The following is an 18,762-nucleotide window of genomic DNA, read 5'->3' as shown; positions in this document are numbered from 1 at the left end:
GGTTCTTTGGTATTCCTGTATAAAAGTCTAATCTTTTAGGAGCTAAACCTTATGGCTACCCCAGCTACCAAACCGACTGGCGCTACTGTACCCAAAACTGGTAAACCACCTTACCCATTTCGTACAGGTTGGGCGCTGTTTCTGTTAGCAGTTAACTTTTTAGTAGCTGCTTATTATTTCCACATCATTGAGTAGTCTCGCTTTTTTGATTTCCTAATTTGATCGTCGCTGCTACTTATAGCGTGCCTTTGAATAAACCTTGGGGACGAATGAGTAGCACGACGATCATCATTAAGAGTGCTACGCCTAATTTGTACTCGCTACCTAAGAAGGGAACGCTGAGTTCTTGGGCTAAACCGATGACTAGGGCACCTGCGATCGCGCCATAAGGGTTGCCAATACCTCCCAAAATTACGGAAGCAAACATCGGCAAAATCAAAAACCAACCCATATTCGGACGCACTGCGGTAATTAAACCATACATTCCCCCGCCCAAAGCCGTTAAACTTCCCGCAATAACCCAAGTCCAAATCACTACTCGGTCTACATTAATCCCTGTGACACGGGCTAAGTCAACATTATCGGCAACTGCCCGCATTGCTTTGCCAATTTTGGTATTTTGCAAGAGCAAATGTAATGCCACAATTGCTAAGATTGCCAAAATTACCACTAAGATGCGATAGAAAGCAATTCTGATGCCCAAAAATTCAATTGCTGGAACTACAGGCAAAGCATAAGATTGGTTGCCACCGCCCCAAATAAAAATGATGCCGTTGCGAAGAAATAACGCTAATCCGATCGAGATAATAATGAGGGTTGTGGAAGTGGCACGGCGATCGCGCATTGGCGACCAAATTATTTTTTCTGACAATAACATTGCCGCTACTGTACCGATCGCCCCTAATATCATCGACAGCCAAATATTTATGTTGGCAGTTGTATTCGCTAACCAAGTAAAATAAGCTCCCAGTGTCATAAAATCGCCATGAGCAAAATTGGAAAGGCGCAAAATTCCGTAAGTTAACGTTAACCCGACTGCTGCTAAGGCAATGACACTACCTACAGCAATTCCATTGACAAATAATTGTGCAGTTTGTTGCAGATCCATAATTTTAGTGAATTACCCTAACAGAAATTTGGGGAATGCTTATTTATCATGCCTGAAATTGATTAACATTGTACGTTGTTGCGCTTTAGCGCTACTAGGAGAGCGCTAAAGCGCAACAACGTACCTAGAGAGGAAAAAACTAAAAAAAAATTAATTTTCGCTTTTTTCTCTTGACTCTCCGCCTAAAAGGAGACTTTATCATAAAAGTTATGAATTCCTAAAAGCTGAAAATAGAGCTTTGGGAGGTTAAAAGATATGTTAATGCCAAACAGATTGTTAATTGCTCTTAGTCTCGTAGGTATAAGCGCAGCAACCTTAGCCACTACCCAAGTAACAAATGCTGGTTCACCCTCAACGGATCAAGAAACAAATTCTTCAGTAACAGGTTGTCCCGGAATGATGGGCGGCATGGGAATGGGAATGATACACTCAATGAGAGTGGAAAACGAAGCTGATTTTCTCACGCAAATGATTCCCCATCATCAAGAAGCGATCGCCACTGCGAAACTATTAAAAGCGGGTACGAATCGCCCAGAAATGAAAAAATTTGCTGATGATATTATCCGCGTGCAAAGTGCAGAAATTCAGCAAATGCAACAATGGTTAAAACAGTGGTATCCGAATCAAAATACCAAAGTAACATATCATCCAATGATGCGAGATTTAACTAAACTCAAAGGAAATGATTTAGATCGAGCATTTTTGGAAGATATGCGAATGCACCATAAAGGCGCAGTCATGATGTCTCATCAGCTATTAGGAAATAATTTGGCTAAACACAATGAAGTGAGTCAGTTAGCTCAACAAATTAGTATTAGCCAACGTCAAGAAATTCATCAAATGCAAGCTTGGCTAATCAGTTGGTTTAATGCTGGTGGTATGGGCATGATGAGGCAAAGAATGGGTAGTTTTGGCGGACGTTGGATGTAAATTTTAGATCCCCCTAAATCCCCCTTAAAAAGGGGGACTTTGAAATCAGTTTTTCCCTTAAAAAGGGGGACTTTGAAATCAGTTTTTCCCTTAAAAAGGGGGACTTTGAAATCAGTTTTTCCCTTAAAAAGGGGGACTTTGAAATCAGTTTTTCCCTTAAAAAGGGGGACTTTGAAATCAGCTTTTCCCTTAAAAAGGGGGACTTTGAAATCAGTTCCCCCCTTGGTAAGGGGGGTTAGGGGGGATCTAATCGGTAATCTTGATAACTAGTTGCGTTAATCCTAAATTCTGCGATTTAGTAAAATAGTTAGTAACAAAAGATCTCAAACAGGAGTAAAAGTTGAATATGGAATTAAAAGTTCCCAGCATGGCTTGTTCTGCTTGTAGCGATACTATTACCAAAGCGATTAAAACGATCGATCCTAACGCTGTGGTACAAGCCGATCCTAAAACTAAGTTAGTGAATGTAGAAACGAACAAACCGGAGACTGAAATTCGGGAAGCGATCGCATCTGCTGGCTATCCTGTTACCTAAAAAATTCAGGTAATTTAGAAATAGAACTTATCTCTAAATTACCTGATTTCAAAGCCATTATTGGTAAATTTAATGACCAATCATCCAAGGTCTGCTAGGCTCATGATGATGGTGTTTATGTGCATGAGAATGCTTAACTTCTGAACGATTAACTAAGCGAGGTTCTGCACTTTGATCGATCCGAGTTCTTAATGCTTGAGGTGTCATAATTAAGCCAGCTACAGAATAAACTCGTTTAGCTTCTGCTTGGCAAGTTGGGCAAAACATTGGCTTGTTAGTTTCGCTCATACTGCGGAATTTTTCAAAAGTTCCACATTTTTGGCAATCAAATTCGTAAAGAGGCATAGTTGATTTTAGATTTTAGATTTTGGATTTTAGATTGAAGATTTTCAGGGGATAAAAAGCTCTAAATTGCATGATTTCAACAGAAGAGAAAATTTTTGTAATTCTCTCCCCTGCTCTCCTGCTCTCCTGCTCCCCTGCTCCCCTGCTCCTATGTTGGTAAAACATTCTTTTCAAAAATTGCTGTGGGAACTGCGAGGGTACAACAAGCATTAGGAATGTCTACAATGCCACTAATTCGCCCTTCTACTGGTGCAGAACCTAAAAGCAGGTAAATTTGCTCTCCGGTATAACCGAATTTTTTGAAATATTCGATCGCATTCAAACAAGCACGCCGATAAGCAACATGAGCATCTAAATAATATTGTTGCCCGGTAAATTCATCAACCGAAATCCCTTCAAAAACCAGATATTCAGAATAGCGAGGTTCCACAGGTCCCGGTTTAAAAATTGGATTGGTTAATCCATATTTTGCTACGCCACCTTTAATAATATCAACGTGCAAATCAAGGTATCCTGCCATTTCGATCGCACCACAAAAAGAGATTTCCCCATCACCTTGGGAAAAGTGAATATCTCCCATTGAGAGTTTTGCACCTTCTACATAAACTGGGAAATAAATTCTCGAACCTTTGGACAAGTTTTTAATATCACAATTTCCCCCATGTTCGCGAGGCGGCACAGTTCTCGCTGCTTCTTTAGCAACTCTGTCATATTCTGCTCCTTTTAATGAGCCAAGAATTGCGTTTTGTGGGTTAGGTAATGCGGCTAAAGGTGGTACGCGATCGGGGTTAGTTGCTACTAAGTCTGCTTCCCGTTTATTCCAAGTAGCAAGTAAGTCATGAGAAGGCGCACAACCGATTAATCCAGGGTGAGGAATTCCAGCAAATCTCACATCAGGAATATGACGAGATTTAGTGTAAATTCCCTGAATATCCCAAATCGCTTTTTGAGCAATTGGAAAATGTTCTGTCAGGAAACCACCGCCATTTTCTTTTGCAAAAATTCCCGTAAATCCCCATTCATATTCTGATAATGTTCCCACATCTAAAATATCAACAACCAGAATATCTCCGGGTTGGGCACCGTTGACATGAATTGGTCCACTTAATACATGAACTACCGTTAAATCAACATCTTTGACATCGTTGGGATTGTCATTATTGCCAATTTGTCCATCTGTCCAATCTTTACATTCAATGCGAAATACAGCCCCCGGATTAACAGAAACTATTGCCGGAATATCAGGATGCCAACGATTATGTCCGACTAATGCTTGTTCGGTAAATGGTTTGTTCAAGTCTACTTTGAAGAGAACTTCAGGCATAGTATTCCCCTGATTAGTGAAACTTTTTTGGTGCTATCCGTCCCGCAGATTGGCTAATTAATTTTGCCTTTTAGCTGCACTTAAGTTAAAGATAACTATACCCGACATACTGTATTTTTGAATACAAAAAACTCTGAGAATTTGTAACTATTAATTGAGTTTTAAGTAAAGTATTGTATGGTAATATTTAGATAGTTGAACAAACTTTTAAATTTAATGCAAGCCAGATCCCCAGCCAGATCCCCGACTTCTTGAAGAAGTCGGGGATCTGTGAATGAATGGCAGGAAAAAGTTAATTTAATTTATGTTTATGCCGATGTGGTTAAATAAACTTAGCTGCATTATAATTTACACTAGTTTTATGTTAACATTTAAATCCTTGAACAACTTCTCAATACTTATTAATATAAAGTGGACAATAACACTACTGAGAAAATAGCTGGTTCTTTATCTTCTGAGTGGCAGGGAAAAGTTAATTTAATTTATGCCGATCGCCAAAACACCACCCAACTAATTCACAATTTAGCGATCGCCCCCCTAAAAGTACAAAGACCTTTTTATCCTGAAGGTACAGATTTTTGTCACAGCGTAATTTTGCACACTGCGGGGGGAATGGTGGGAGGCGATCGGCTTTCATTTGATGTGCAATTACAACCAAATGCTAAAGCTTTAATTACCACTGCTGCTGCTAGTAAAATTTATCGCAGTAACGGCTTTCAAGCCAAACAAAATATCCAAATAAAAGTAGATTCTGGCGCTTATTTAGAATGGCTACCTCAAGAAACTATTATTTTTAATGGGGCAAATTATCGGCAAGATTTACGGGTAGAATTAGCCCCTAATTCCAGTTGGTTAGGTTGGGAAATTAGTCGCTTTGGGCGTAGCGCCAGAGGTGAGAAATTCTTAACAGGAGAATGGCGCAGTTACACCGAAATTTGGCGACAAGGAAAACCTTTGTGGATAGATAGACAATGGTTGCCAGCAGGGGAAGAAATTATTAACAGTCCTCATGGTTTAGCCGGACAACCAATAGTTGCTAGTTTAGTTTGGGTAGGTGAAAAAGTCTCGCCAGAAATAGTAGGAAAAGCGCGAGAATTTTGGCAAAATCAACCTACTTTTTCTAGTAAAGGTGAAGCAGGAGTTACCCAAATAACTGAAGGCTTATTATGTCGATATCGGGGCGCTTCTAGTATAGAAGTAAGACATTGGTTTAAACGAGTTTGGGATTTGTTGCGGGTGAGTTTTTGCGATCGTCCCAGTTGTCCGCCAAGAGTTTGGCAGTAAAATTAAGTAAAGTATGTTGTTGCGCTTCAGCGCCAACTGTAGCGCTAAAGCGCAACAACGTACTAATTAATTACCAGATCATTTTCTAATTCTGAAGGTACGCCATCTCGCGCCAAGTTATTCATTTTTCCACCCTTTTGCAAAAAATCATTAATCATGGCAAAAAGTGCATTGACTTTGCGCGATCGCCATTCATCAGTTAACTTCACAACTTCCGCTGCTGGTAAACGACTTTCTAATGCTTCATAAAGGTAAGCTGCATGACCTGTTTCATCTTTTGCTACACTCAAAATTCCCTTTTTGATATTGTTACTAATGGGATCTTCTGGCAAAGCATTCGCCATTCGCACAAAATCTTTGCTAGCATCCAATTCTAGGATGTAAGTACTAGCCATAAATACATCCCAGTTAATATTTTCCGGTTTCAAATCTTCACTAGAATAACCCTGATAATATGCAGCAAAAAATGGACTGCGGTTGTTATTATTGCTTTTAGGTAAACTTTTGAAATCAATTACTTGCTTGTTCAATTGTTTCAAAGCTTGGGCAAAAATTTGTCCGTGACGACGTTCATCAGCAGCATGACGCGCCAATTTTTCTGCTAGCCAAGTATTGCCTTCAGCAGTCGCCCTTTGACTTAGTTTTTCCAAAAAAGGAACTGCGCCAGATTCAGAAAGTTGTAAACCTGCTAACATACTTGGACGAGTCAGACTGTCACGCATATTACGCGAAGTTACAAAAGCTGCTGCACTAGAGGTTAAAATGTGCAAAATGTTGGTGGTAAAGTTCATAATCGAGAGTTCAGTCCTTGTCTGGAAATTTTATGAAAATTAATTCAGAATGGTTGCTGATTCTGATACATTCTAAAAAGTGTGATTCAATAATTGCAACCAGAGTTTAGCCATGCAACTGACACCACAGGAAAAAGATAAACTTTTAATTTTCACCGCTGCCCTGTTAGCAGAACGCCGTAAAGAGAGAGGATTAAAATTAAATTATCCTGAAGCAGTGGCTTATATTACTGCTGCTATTTTAGAAGGTGCTAGAGATGGTCGTACTGTAGCAGAATTAATGAGTTATGGTAAAACCATACTCAGCAAAGAAGATGTTATGGAAGGGGTGGCAGAAATGGTGCATGAAGTACAAGTTGAAGCTACCTTTCCTGATGGGACAAAATTGGTGACTGTACATCACCCAATTTTATAACTGTTGTTAATAGTTTAGTCCTCATTCTGAAGATTGATTTGCAATTCTCCGTTGGAGAGGCTACGCCAACGCTTAAACTCACCCCAAACATCCCGGACTAACTATGAAGATTGCATTTATCATTTACAACGGATTAACTACTTTAGATTTTATTGGAGTATACGATCCAATTACTCGACTAAAAACAATGGGATTTGTCTCAGATTTGCAATGGGATATTTGTTCCCATTCTCCAGAAGTAAAGGATAACACCGGACTAGGTTTAATTCCGACAAAAGTTAAAGAATCTCTGCAAGAATATGACATGATTATTGTTCCCGGTGCAGTTGTTACTAGAAAATTAGTTGAGGATGCAGAATTCATTTCTTGGTTGCAAACTGCAACACCTTGTAAATACAAAGTTTCTGTATGTACAGGTTCTTTACTGCTAGGTGCAGCCGGATTTTTAGCCGGGAAAACTGCCACAACTCATCCTAATGCTTTCGCTGAACTAGAAAAATATTGTGCTTCCGTAGTAGATCAAAGAATAGTCGATCGAGGAGATGTAATAACCGCCAGAGGTGTGACTTCATCAATTGATTTAGGACTCTATCTCTGTGAGAAATTCTGCGGTTATGATGTAAAAGAACAAATCAGGCAACGCATGGATTACCCGCATAATAATTATTAATTTGAGGAGGATAAAATGATCCCCGGAGAAATGATCACACTAGAGGGTGAAATTGAATTAAATGCAGGTCGTTATACTCGAAGAATGTTGGTAGCAAATAGAGGCGATCGACCAATTCAAGTTGGTTCACATTTTCACTTTTATGAAGTAAATGAATTTCTAGAATTTGACCGCGAACAAACTAAGGGAATGCGCCTTGATATTCCTGCGGGTACAGCAGTACGCTTTGAACCCGGAGACGAAAAAGAAGTGGTGTTAGTACCCTTTGTCGGAAGTCGAGAAGTATACGGTTTTAACGCCAAAATTAATGGGAGTCTACCAACAACATAAAATTAGTAAATCGGATGATTTTTTATGTTTCTCAAAGATAGACAACGCCGCAATATTGACTACATACAAACGATAAAAGGAGTAGTTACTCTTTTAAGAGATCCCGGACAAACTGATTCAATTTACGATGTTGAAGAAGGTCTACGTAACATTAAAGCTGCTCAATTATCTGTAGAATTTCTCAAATCAAAACCAGAGGTAGCAGCAATCATTCAAGAACGTTATCTAGCGCCTCAACCAGATATGGATGCACTGCTAAAATTACCCAAAGGATCTTTAGGATATGAATACGCATCCTATCTCACAGCAGCAGGTTTCGATCCAAACTTTTACCGCAAAATTGAAGTAGTAGATGATGTCAGTTATGTGTTTTTAAGAATTCGCCAGAGCCATGATATTTGGCATATAATTACAGGCATGAAAACTGATGTGATTGGGGAATTGGGATTAAAAGGATTTGAATTAGCCCAAACTCGTAGACCAATGTCAATTATATTACTAGCTGGCGGGTTACTACGTACTTTGTTAAGTTCTCCAGAAGATTTGAATATGTTATTAGATCGCATTGCTGTCGGCTATAGAATGGGAGCTAAAGCTAAACCGTTTCTGGCGCAAAAATGGGAAGAGAATTGGGAAAAACCTGTGGCAGAATGGCGGGAAGAATTAGGAGTTGAATTGGCTCCTGTTTATGTTCCATAATAAGTTTAGAGTGGGCTAAATGCCCACTTGACTTTTTACCAATCAAAACGGAACGCAACCTTCTGCTTTCTGCTTGCTTGGGTAAGTCGCGTCTTTTTCCCGTGTGTTGAGATCTCAAATATGCAGTCTGACCTAAAAGTAAATATTCTCTTAGTGGACGATCGTGCAGAAAATCTGCTGGCTTTGGAAGCGATACTAGAACCTCTGGGTCAGAATTTGGTCAAAGCAAATTCGGGTATGGAAGCTTTAAGGTCGCTGCTAAATCAAGATTTTGCGGTAATATTGCTCGATGTGCAAATGCCGGAAATGGATGGATTTGAAACAGCAACCTTAATTCGACAAAGAGAGCGATCGCGCCATACTCCAATTATTTTTCAAACAGCATACAATACCAACGAAACTAATATATTTAAAGGCTATTCTATCGGTGCAGTTGATTATTTACTCAAGCCGATAAATCCGGCAATATTAAAATCAAAAGTGGCGACGTTTGTTGACCTTTACCAGAATACAGAACAGGTTAAACAACAGACTTTGCAACTTGTATCTATCAATGCCGAACTTAAGGAAAGTGAAGAACGATTTCGCTCTTTAAGTGTTTGCTCACCCGTCGGTATTTTCCAAACAGATATTGCCGGACTTTGTACCTATACAAATCCCCGTTGTCAAGCAATTTGTGGCTTTACGCTAGAGGAAAGTTTGGGAGAGGGATGGTTAAAATTTGTGCATCCAGACGATCGCGATCGTGTATTAACAGATTGGTATAGCTATACTCGTCAAGGTCGGGAATATTCTGATGAATGTCGCTTTATGTCAAAAGAGGGAACAATTCGATGGACTTATTTAAGGTCATCTCCTCTATTTTCCGGTCAAGGCGAACTCATCGGTTATGTGGGAACAATTGAGGATATTACTCAAGAGAAGCAAGCAGCAACGGAACTGAAAAAAGCCAAAGAAGAACTAGAGATTAGAGTAGAAGAACGTACATCTGAATTAACAAAAGCGATCGAAGATTTACAGAGCGAAATAGCTGAACGCAAGCGAGCAGAAGAAGCACTCCAACAAGCGAAAGAAAGCGCAGAGATCGCCAATCGTGCTAAATCGGATTTTTTATCTGTTGTCTCCCACGAATTAAGAACTCCTCTAACTTCTGTATTAGGATTTGCCAAAATTATTAAAAAGAAATTAGAGACAGTCGTATTTCCTGAAGTTAAAACCGAAGACAAAAAAGTGCAAAAAACAGTCAAGCAAGTCGAAGATAATCTTGACATCATCGTTTCTGAAGGAGAAAGATTAACTAACCTAATTAATGATGTCCTTGACCTAGCAAAATTAGAATCAGGAAAAATTGAATGGAAATTAGAACCCGTTTCGCTCAAGGAAATCATTGAACAGGCAACTGCTGCTACATCAGCCTTATTTTTGACAAAACCATTGCAATTAATTCAAGATATCGAACCTGAACTTCCACAGATAGTAGCCGACAAAGACAGATTAATCCAAGTCATCATTAATTTAATCTCTAATGCAGTCAAATTTACATCAGAAGGTTCGATAATTTGTCGAGTTAAGAAAACTAATAAAGAAGTCATCATTAGTATTATTGATACTGGGATTGGTATCGCCACAGATGACCAAAATCAAGTCTTTGAAAAATTTAAACAAGTGGGTGATACCCTAACAGACAAACCTAAAGGTACAGGACTCGGACTATCGATTTGCAAGCAAATTGTAGAATATCACGGTGGCAGAATTTGGGTAGAAAGTGAACTAGGTAAAGGCAGTAACTTTTCCTTCACGTTACCAACTGCTTCTGTAACAGAAGGTGAGTTATTAAAAACGGATATAAATACCCTTCTCAAGCAACTGAAAGATCATGTTGTAACTTCCACACCCACTTCCGTCGAACATCAAAAAACTATTTTGGTTGTAGATGATGAAGCGCCGATTCGGGAATTGCTCAGACAGCAGCTAGAAGCAGAAGGTTATAGTGTCAAAGAAGCTCAAAATGGTGTAGATGCAATTAGGCAAGTTAAACAAGAAATTCCCGATTTAATTATCTTAGATGTCATGATGCCTGCAATGAATGGCTTTGATGTGGCTGCCGTACTTAAAAACGATCCGAAAACTTTCAAAGTACCCATTATTATCCTATCAATTGTCGAGGACAAAGACAGAGGTTATGGTTTAGGAATTGACAGTTACTTAACCAAGCCGATCAATACAGAAGAACTGCTGACTAATATTGAAAGACTTCTGTCTCAAGGAACTTCTAAAAGAAAAGTTTTAGTAGTTGACGAAGATGCGTCTACCGTGAAAATACTAGCTGATGTTTTGCAAGCTAAAGGTTATAGTGTTGTTGAAGCGTTTAATGGTGAGGAGTGTATTGAAAAAGCAATTTCAGTCAAGCCTGATATGATTATTGTAGATTCAATTCTTTCAAAGCAACACAATCTTGCTAAGACACTACGATTTGAAAAGGGCTTGGAGAATGTCCTATTCTTTTTTATAGCAAACGGGAAAAAACATGATTCAGGTTAGTCTCAAAAAGCTACTTCTTAAAAAACAGTTTTCAGTAATTTTAAGTAACATCAATCAAGCTTTAGGCACTCCCATCAGTATTCAAGATCGGGGCGGAAATTTATTATGGGGTGAAGCAAGTAATAGCGAATTTAATAAATACCCTGTAACTGTCGAAGTCGAAAAAGAAATAATCGGCTGGGTAGTTGGCAATGACAAAGCATCAACAATTGCCCAACTTCTCAGCTACTTAGCTAATGAAGAATTAGAAAAAAAAATATTGGCGCGGGAAACTTTAGATAATTATAAAGAAATCAACCTTCTCTATAATATTTCCGAAAAATTTACGGCTTGTCTGGTACTCAAAGAAGTTGCAAAATTAGCGCTTAAAGAAGCCACAAAAATCATCAAATCAACAAGTGCATCAGCGATGCTGCTTTCGGAAAAAACCGGACATTTAGAAATCGTTGCCGCCTGCGGTAAGGAATATCAACATAAAACAATTTTGCTTCCTGGTGAAGGCATAGCTGGAAACATATTTTTAACAGGAATAGCAGAGATAGTTAATGATGTAGAGTCCGATCCGAGATTTGTTAGGGGTGCTAATCAAGTAAAATCTTTAATTTGCGCTCCACTCAAAACACAGGATGCAGTACTCGGAATACTTACTATCAGTAATGAGGAATTAGTTAATTATACAGCCCATGACTTAAAACTTTTTACTGCTGTGGCATCTCAGGCTGCATCTGCGATCGAAAACGCCCTCTTACATGAAAATAAACTAAAAGAAGAACGAATTAAAAGTAATCTAGAGCGATATATCCCCGCACAAGTTGTTCAAGCTATTTTAGAGAGCAAAGGATATATTTCCTTAGCTCCAGCTAACAAGAATATCTCAATTCTTTTTTCTGATATTAGAAATTTTACAACTAAATGTGAAGAATTAGCACCTGAAACCATTGTAGAATATTTGAATGAATACTTAACTAATATGGTTGAGGTTATATTTGAACAAGGCGGCACAGTTAACAAATTTGTAGGAGATATGATTGTGGCGATGTTTGGCGCACCCTCAACACTTGTTGATAATGAACGACGGGCTATTGAAACAGCAATTGAGATGCAAAACCGAATTAAAAATATTTCAGTTCCCTGGATTAGAAAGAATTTTATTACAGGAATTGGCTTAAGTTCAGGAGAGGTAGTTGTGGGAAACATTGGCTCTCCTCAACACATGGATTATACAGCCATAGGAGATAAAGTAAATATAGCATCTAGATTGCAATCGATCGCTAAAGGTGAACAGATACTCATCACCCAAAGCATCTATGAAGCTACTGAAAATTTGTTTGAATTTAAGGAATTTGGCACTGTACAACTCAAAGGTAAAAAAGAAGCTATTAAAGTTTTTGAAGTAGTTTATTAAAAAATATAAAACATTTATGAAAAAAATAATATTGATTGTTGATGATGAGCCTCACATCAGGCTTTTACTAGAACAAACTCTTGAAGATCTTGAAGATGAAGGGGTGGAAATATTAACTGCTAGCAATGGCGAGGAAGCCCTAGAGATTATCAAAGAACAAAAACCTGACCTTGTATTTTTAGATGTGATGATGCCGAAAATGAATGGTTTTGAAGTTTGTAACACCGTTAAAAATGAATTGGGTAGACAGGATATTTACATCATTATGTTGACGGCAAAAGGTCAGGAGTTTGATAAACAAAAAGGAAATGAAGTAGGTGCAGATCTTTATATGACCAAGCCCTTTGACCCGGATGAAGTTATGGAAAAGTCTATAAAAATTTTAGGTTTCTCAACATCAAACTAACCATACAATTAGGCTCATAACGTTTAATTAGCAAAACTTAATTATGGAATGGTACAACGAGCCACAAAATTGGCAAATTCAAGGTGATACAATCAGTGTTACTTCTAAACCAAAAACCGATTTTTGGCGCGAGACTCATTATGGCTTTATCCGAGACAATGGTCACTTTTTCTATCAAACAATTCAAGGAGACTTTGTTGTTGATGTCAAAGTTAGCGGTGAGTACCGGGATTTATACGATCAAGCGGGAATTATGGTGCGTTTGGATGAAGCTAACTGGTTAAAATGTGGCATTGAATTTGTTGAAGGTGTGCAACAAATTAGTGCTGTTGTTACTAGAACTTATTCCGATTGGTCAGTTGTACCATTGCTAGAAAATCCCGCTTCTATTTGGATTAAAGTAATTCGGCGTGGCAGTGCGATCGAAGTAAAATACTCTTTCGATGGCGAACAATACACAATGCTGCGATTGGCATATCTTACCCCAAAAGTAACAGTAAATGCGGGTTTAATGTGTGCCTCTCCCGATGGAAATGGCTTTTCCACTAAGTTTGAAGAATTTAAAATTAGTCAGTTGTGAGGAGTGATTATGAGTTACAGAATGAATCGGCGTGCTTATGCAGAAACTTATGGGCCAACTGTGGGCGATCGCATCCGTTTAGCCGACACAGAATTATTTATTGAAGTAGAACAAGACTTGACAACCTACGGCGATGAAGTCAAATTTGGCGGCGGCAAAGTAATCAGAGATGGCATGGGACAATCGCCAATTTCTAACAGTGATGGTGCCGTTGATTTGGTAATTACTAATGCTTTAATCGTCGATTGGTGGGGCATTATTAAAGCAGATATTGGCATTAAAGATGGCAAAATTTACAAAATTGGTAAAGCCGGAAATCCCTATATTCAAGACAATGTAAATATTATTATTGGCCCCGGAACCGAAGCTTTAGCCGGGGAAGGCATGATACTGACCGCAGGTGGTATTGATTCGCACATCCATTTTATTTGCCCGCAACAGATTGAGACAGCGATCGCATCAGGCGTAACCACAATGATCGGCGGTGGTACTGGCCCCGCCACTGGTACAAATGCTACGACCTGCACTCCGGGGCCTTGGAATATTTACCGAATGTTGCAAGCCGCCGATGCCTTCCCTGTCAACTTGGGATTTTTGGGCAAAGGTAACAGCAGCAAGCCGGAAGGTTTGGAAGAACAAGTACTTGCAGGCGTGATGGGATTAAAACTGCACGAAGATTGGGGAACCACACCAGCAACAATTGATACCTGCCTCAGCGTTGCCGATCGATTCGACGTACAGGTAGCAATTCATACCGACACTCTCAATGAAGCCGGATTTGTGGAAGCTACGATCGCCGCCTTCAAAAATCGTGCCATCCACACTTACCACACCGAAGGCGCAGGTGGAGGGCACGCACCAGACATTATTAAAGTGTGCGGCGAGTTAAATGTGCTACCTTCTTCCACCAACCCAACTCGACCTTACACTTTGAACACTTTGGAAGAACACTTAGATATGCTGATGGTGTGCCATCACCTTTCGCCCAGCATCCCCGAAGATGTCGCCTTTGCAGAGTCGCGCATTCGTCGGGAAACGATCGCAGCTGAAGACATTTTGCACGACTTGGGCGCATTTAGCATGATTTCCTCCGACTCGCAAGCAATGGGAAGAGTAGGGGAAGTGATTATTCGTACTTGGCAAACCGCCCACAAAATGAAGGTGCAAAGAGGAATTCTCTCCCCTACATCACAAGGAGAAATGCAGGAGAGAGCAGACAACTTCAGGGTAAAGAGGTATGTAGCTAAGTATACTATTAATCCGGCAATTACTCACGGAATTGCTCAATTTGTTGGTTCGGTAGAAGAAGGGAAATTAGCAGATTTGTGTCTTTGGAAACCTGCATTTTTTGGTGTGAAACCAGAGATAGTGATTAAAGGTGGTGCGATCGCTTATGCTCAAATGGGAGATGCTAACGCCAGCATTCCCACACCTCAACCCGTGCATACTCGCCCGATGTTTGCTAGTTTTGGAGGTGCGATCGCGGCAACATCTTTCACCTTTGTTTCCCAAGCAGCATTAGAAAGAGAAATTCCCACACAGTTGAAGTTGCAAAAGAGTGCGATCGCAGTATCAGGAACTCGCCAAATAACCAAGCGAGATCTGAAATTAAACGATGCTTTACCGCAAATAGAAGTCGATCCAGAGACCTATCAAGTTAGGGCAGATGGAGAGTTATTAACTTGTGAACCTGCCACAGTTTTACCAATGGCGCAACGATACTTTTTGTTTTAACAGAAATTTCGGTTTCAATTTTCCTCACACACTGCACCTAAAACCCGCAATGTTTCTTGCTGACCATCAGTTATACCTTTAACTTTTGTAATGTTCATTCCTTCATAAGGTCTTGGCACTCTCAAGGTTTTTAAACATTTATCTGTTTGGACATTCCAAAACTTAATTGTGCCATCTGAACTCCCACTAATTATAGTCTGATTGTTGGGACTAAAAGCCACCGATGTAACTTTATCAGTATGTTCTTGCCAAGTATGCAAACAATTTCCTGTGTTAACTTCCCACAGTTTTAAAGTACGATCGTAACTGCCACTAACTATAAATTTACCATTGGAACAGAATTTCACAGACCATACTGAATTTGTATGTCCTTCAAGTGTTTTTAGACATTCTCCAGTACTAAGATTCCAAATTTTTAAAGTACGATCTTCACTGCTACTAATTAAGAATTTTCCTTCAGGACTAAATGCCACCGATAACACATTATTAGTATGTCCTTGTAAAGTTTGCAGGCATTGTCCAGTAGTCACATCCCAAATTTTTATTGTCTGGTCATTACTGCCAGTTGCTATAATTTTGCCATTCGGACTAAAAGTAACACCAATAATCCAACTGTGATGTCCTTTTAAAAGTCGATAACTACCAGTTGTAATATCCCAAACTTTTATGTTGTTATCCTGACCTCCACTGGCTAAAAATATACCATCAGGACTAAATGCTACAGTCCAAATTCCTCCTTGATATTTCTGGGTTGGATATTGCAAAGTAAGACGCAATTGACCGTTATTGACATCCCAAAGTCTGATAGTTTCATCATCACCACTGCTAGCAATTGTTTGACCATCAGGACTAAATGCCACTGACCAAATCCAAGCAGTATGTCCGACAAAAGTTTGCAGACATTTTCCTGTTTCTGTATCCCAAAGTCTCACTGTATGGTCTAAATGGCTACTAGCAATTGTTTGACCATTAGGACTAAATGCCACTGACCACACCCAATTAGTATATCCTTGAAAAGTTTTAATACATTTACCTGATTGTGCATTCCATAGTTTAATAATTTGGTCATTATCTCCCGTTGCTACTGTTTGATTATCGCAGTTGAAGGCAAGCGATCGAATTGCACTATAATGTCCTTTTCCCGTTGCTTTACACTCACCAGTTTCCACATCCCAAAATTTGACAATTCCGGCAAAACAACCACTGGCTAAAGTTTTTCCATCCTCACTAAAAGCAACAGTTTTAATTTCCTTTTTATGTCCTTTTAAAATTTTCCAACATCTACCAGTTTTAGTATCCCATAATCGGATTGTTTTCTCATAACCAGAACTAGCGATCGCTTTACCATCTGGATTAATTGAAACTGACCAAATTGCATCTTCATGTCCAGTAAAAGTCTGAAAACATTTACCTGTTTCCACATTCCAAAACTTGATTGTGCGATCGTAACTTCCACTAATAAGCGTTTGACCATCTGGGCTAAAAATAACAGATAAAACCCAACCTTTGTGTCCGGTTAAAGTTGTCAGACATTCCCCTGTATTAGCATCCCAAACTTTGATTGTATTGTCATTACAACCACTAGCGATAAGTTGATTATTAGGGCTAAAAGCGACAGTCCATACCCAATTAGTGTGTCCGACTAAATTGTGAAGACACTTGCCTGTTTTCACATCCCAAAGTTTTAGTGTTCCATCAATACTGCTACTGACTAACTTTTCACCATCAGAACTAAAAGCAATGGATACTGTCCACCATCCATGTTTATGAAATGTGGTAATAGTTTGTTCATCCTCAATTCTTAACAAACGAATTTGACCATTGGAGTCACCTACTGCTAACATTTTTCCATCAGGACTGAATGCTAAAGCATGAATTCCTCCGAAAGATTGGGTAAAGACTGATTTGGTTAGGTCAGAATTGGTAAAATTGATGTTATGTAAATTTACTCCTTGAAAATTAGCTTGCCAAAGGGTAAGATGGGAAAAATCGTAATTTGTTAAATTAGTATTTAATTGTCGCAATAAATTGAAAACATTTCCGCCTGTGTATCCAGGTTGAAGCGGAGAATTTTTTCGGAAGTTAGCCAGAATAAATTTTAAATTTTCTTCTAAATTTATGGGAGAATTAAATATTTCAATGAGTCTGGTTTTGATGGGATTAAGAATAGTTCTAATTTGAATTTCTCTAACATAATCTTTACTATTAGCTAACATTAAAGCATGGTTGTTAAATAAATTAAATGCACCAGTTTTAACTTGTTCACAAACTCGCGATATAAATCGATCGGTTATATATTCCATTAGTACAGGTTGCAGGGTAAAATATTTGCCATTCTCGCTTTTTTCCAGTGGCACTTTAGACTGAAGCGATCGCAAATTTTCCCACAGACTTTCTCTAGCAATTACCGAAACTATATCATCTTTCAAGGCAGCTAGAGAAACTGGTTCTCGATGAATTGCTAACCAGTAAATTATTTCTTTTTCCCTATCTGATAAACGCTCAAAGTGCCACTCTAACAATTCCCGTAAATCGGCAAATACAACTTTTTTTTCTTGTAAAAATTCCGCAATACTCCCAGCAAAAATATCTTGAATATGATGTGCAGTTAATTCTAATGCTAAAGGATGACCATTGTAAAATTCAATAAGTTCTTGCCATTGCTGATCTGAAGCAGAGAAGTCACCAATTTCTTTAAAGATAGACTTTCCTTCCCCTGGATGCAATCCTTTTAACTCTAAAAAACGAACTGATTTATGCAAGCCTTCTAATCTGGCAATTTTATTAATTTTTTCCCTGCTAGTTAGCATTAAACAGCTTTGATGAGAAACAGTTGCAATTTTTTCAAATAGTTGACCGTATTCTTCATATCCTTGTTTGTATTTTCCGGCTGAGTCACCAGCTTCTAGTATAGTTTCGGTGTTATCTAAAATTAACAGACAACGATGGAATTTTAAATATTGCAACAATAGTGATATTTGCTTATCTAAATTATCTTGTATATCAGTGCTTCTTTGGTTAGATAAAAACTTAATTAAGTCAGTAATAATTTCGGAAATTTTGGGAGCGTTGAGTAGCGATCGCCAAATTACATACTCAAACTCTGCTGCTAGCGATCGCGCTAGCATTAATGATAAATCAGTTTTGCCAATTCCACCCATGCCTACAATAGCGACTAAGCGACAGCGAGCGTCTAAAATCCATATTTTCAATGTGGCTAATTCTGTTTCTCTACCAAAAAAAACCGGAACATCGGGTGCATCTCCCCAATCTTCATGTTGATTAGTAATTAACTGCTTTGGCGGTACAACTTTATTCAAAGGGGTTTTGGTAAATAAATTGCGATCGACAATTTCTTCCCAATTTAATTCTAAAACTTGACAAAAAGCTTTAAAAGTAGCACTTCCAATAGCCGTTCCTCTTAAAAAACGTTTCCAAGTAGTTTCTGAACAACCAGGAGCATAATAACAATTATCTGCTTCCCAATCGGTTTCTGGCGACAAAATTTTACTAGCTTCTATTAACCATCTTGGATTATCTACAGTCCAACCCTTTTCTTTTCTAGCCTGTTGAACTTGAGCTAATCCTGTTTTAGAAGCCTTGAGAGTAGGTGACATATATCATCTGAACACAACCTGTCAAGGTCAATTTTATCTCACTGCAAA

At 38.8% G+C, this 18,762-nt stretch carries 18 protein-coding genes; 13 read left to right on the top strand and 5 right to left on the bottom strand.

What is annotated here, in order from left to right:
* The first annotated feature begins 51 nt into the window (after positions 1-51).
* The gene (locus ACE1CI_RS24390) at positions 52-195 is read left to right on the top strand and encodes a photosystem I protein PsaX (protein ID WP_496615777.1); all 144 of its coding nucleotides are present in this window, start codon (positions 52-54) and stop codon (positions 193-195) included.
* Positions 196-235: 40 nt separating this feature from the next.
* Here the strand turns inward: ACE1CI_RS24390 and ACE1CI_RS24385 are convergent, their stop codons facing one another.
* Positions 236-1,108 carry an ABC transporter permease subunit gene (locus ACE1CI_RS24385; protein WP_496615776.1) on the bottom strand — a complete coding sequence of 291 codons (873 nt, stop codon included), beginning with the start codon at positions 1,106-1,108 and terminating at the stop codon, positions 236-238.
* A gap of 255 nt (positions 1,109-1,363) precedes the next feature.
* Here ACE1CI_RS24385 and ACE1CI_RS24380 point away from each other — a divergent pair, with 255 nt between their 5' ends.
* Together ACE1CI_RS24380 and ACE1CI_RS24375 are read left to right on the top strand one after the other, a co-directional pair.
* Positions 1,364-2,038, top strand: coding sequence for a DUF305 domain-containing protein (locus tag ACE1CI_RS24380; RefSeq protein WP_413261215.1), 675 nt, complete (start codon positions 1,364-1,366; stop codon positions 2,036-2,038).
* A 346-nt stretch (positions 2,039-2,384) separates the two neighbouring features.
* Positions 2,385-2,573 carry a heavy-metal-associated domain-containing protein gene (locus ACE1CI_RS24375; RefSeq protein ID WP_413261214.1) on the top strand — a complete coding sequence of 63 codons (189 nt, stop codon included), beginning with the start codon at positions 2,385-2,387 and terminating at the stop codon, positions 2,571-2,573.
* A gap of 69 nt (positions 2,574-2,642) precedes the next feature.
* Here ACE1CI_RS24375 and ACE1CI_RS24370 read toward each other — a convergent pair whose 3' ends face one another.
* Together ACE1CI_RS24370 and fmdA are read right to left on the bottom strand one after the other, a co-directional pair.
* Positions 2,643-2,918 carry an FmdB family zinc ribbon protein gene (locus ACE1CI_RS24370; RefSeq protein ID WP_413261213.1) on the bottom strand — a complete coding sequence of 92 codons (276 nt, stop codon included), beginning with the start codon at positions 2,916-2,918 and terminating at the stop codon, positions 2,643-2,645.
* Between the two features lie 148 nt (positions 2,919-3,066).
* Positions 3,067-4,242, bottom strand: a complete 1,176-nt coding sequence (gene fmdA / locus ACE1CI_RS24365; protein WP_413261212.1) for a formamidase — start codon at positions 4,240-4,242, stop codon at positions 3,067-3,069.
* A gap of 411 nt (positions 4,243-4,653) precedes the next feature.
* Here fmdA and ACE1CI_RS24360 point away from each other — a divergent pair, with 411 nt between their 5' ends.
* Entirely contained in the window at positions 4,654-5,526 is an 873-nt protein-coding gene (locus tag ACE1CI_RS24360; protein WP_413261211.1) for an urease accessory protein UreD, read from the top strand.
* Positions 5,527-5,588: 62 nt separating this feature from the next.
* On the opposite strand, the gene ACE1CI_RS24355 is transcribed toward ACE1CI_RS24360, so the two are convergent.
* The gene (locus ACE1CI_RS24355) at positions 5,589-6,317 is read right to left on the bottom strand and encodes a ferritin-like domain-containing protein (protein WP_413261210.1); all 729 of its coding nucleotides are present in this window, start codon (positions 6,315-6,317) and stop codon (positions 5,589-5,591) included.
* Positions 6,318-6,429: 112 nt separating this feature from the next.
* On the opposite strand from ACE1CI_RS24355, the gene ureA reads away from it, so the two are divergent.
* From ureA to ureC, 9 genes are all read left to right on the top strand, one after another.
* On the top strand, positions 6,430-6,732 hold the full coding sequence (gene ureA, locus ACE1CI_RS24350; RefSeq protein WP_413261209.1) for an urease subunit gamma: 303 nt from the start codon (positions 6,430-6,432) through the stop codon (positions 6,730-6,732).
* A gap of 103 nt (positions 6,733-6,835) precedes the next feature.
* On the top strand, positions 6,836-7,402 hold the full coding sequence (locus ACE1CI_RS24345; RefSeq protein WP_413261208.1) for a DJ-1/PfpI family protein: 567 nt from the start codon (positions 6,836-6,838) through the stop codon (positions 7,400-7,402).
* Positions 7,403-7,417: 15 nt separating this feature from the next.
* Entirely contained in the window at positions 7,418-7,732 is a 315-nt protein-coding gene (locus tag ACE1CI_RS24340) for an urease subunit beta (protein WP_413261207.1), read from the top strand.
* A 24-nt stretch (positions 7,733-7,756) separates the two neighbouring features.
* A complete protein-coding gene (locus ACE1CI_RS24335) occupies positions 7,757-8,431 on the top strand; it encodes a Coq4 family protein (RefSeq protein ID WP_413261206.1) in 675 nt (224 codons plus the stop codon).
* Positions 8,432-8,551: 120 nt separating this feature from the next.
* Positions 8,552-10,972, top strand: coding sequence for a response regulator (locus ACE1CI_RS24330; RefSeq protein WP_413261205.1), 2,421 nt, complete (start codon positions 8,552-8,554; stop codon positions 10,970-10,972).
* Positions 10,959-12,377 (top strand): adenylate/guanylate cyclase domain-containing protein, encoded by a 1,419-nt coding sequence (locus ACE1CI_RS24325; RefSeq protein WP_413261204.1) that lies wholly within the window; start codon positions 10,959-10,961, stop codon positions 12,375-12,377. Before ACE1CI_RS24330 ends, ACE1CI_RS24325 begins: the two co-directional genes overlap by 14 nt.
* 16 nt (positions 12,378-12,393) lie before the next feature.
* Positions 12,394-12,783 (top strand): response regulator transcription factor, encoded by a 390-nt coding sequence (locus tag ACE1CI_RS24320; protein ID WP_413261203.1) that lies wholly within the window; start codon positions 12,394-12,396, stop codon positions 12,781-12,783.
* Positions 12,784-12,826: 43 nt separating this feature from the next.
* Complete coding sequence (locus tag ACE1CI_RS24315; protein WP_413261202.1) at positions 12,827-13,363, top strand: DUF1349 domain-containing protein; 537 nt, start codon at positions 12,827-12,829, stop codon at positions 13,361-13,363.
* A 9-nt stretch (positions 13,364-13,372) separates the two neighbouring features.
* The gene (gene ureC / locus ACE1CI_RS24310; protein ID WP_413261201.1) at positions 13,373-15,097 is read left to right on the top strand and encodes an urease subunit alpha; all 1,725 of its coding nucleotides are present in this window, start codon (positions 13,373-13,375) and stop codon (positions 15,095-15,097) included.
* Positions 15,098-15,111: 14 nt separating this feature from the next.
* On the opposite strand, the gene ACE1CI_RS24305 is transcribed toward ureC, so the two are convergent.
* Positions 15,112-18,714, bottom strand: coding sequence for a WD40 domain-containing protein (locus ACE1CI_RS24305; RefSeq protein WP_496615773.1), 3,603 nt, complete (start codon positions 18,712-18,714; stop codon positions 15,112-15,114).
* Between the last annotated feature and the right edge of the window lie 48 nt (positions 18,715-18,762).

Origin of the sequence: Floridaenema flaviceps BLCC-F50 (assembly GCF_041929275.2) — a bacterium.
GTDB classification, from domain to species: Bacteria; Cyanobacteriota; Cyanobacteriia; order Cyanobacteriales; family Aerosakkonemataceae; genus Floridanema; species Floridanema flaviceps.
The sequence above is the reverse complement of the archived record's forward strand: the minus strand, read 5'-3'. Positions and strand labels throughout refer to the sequence as shown.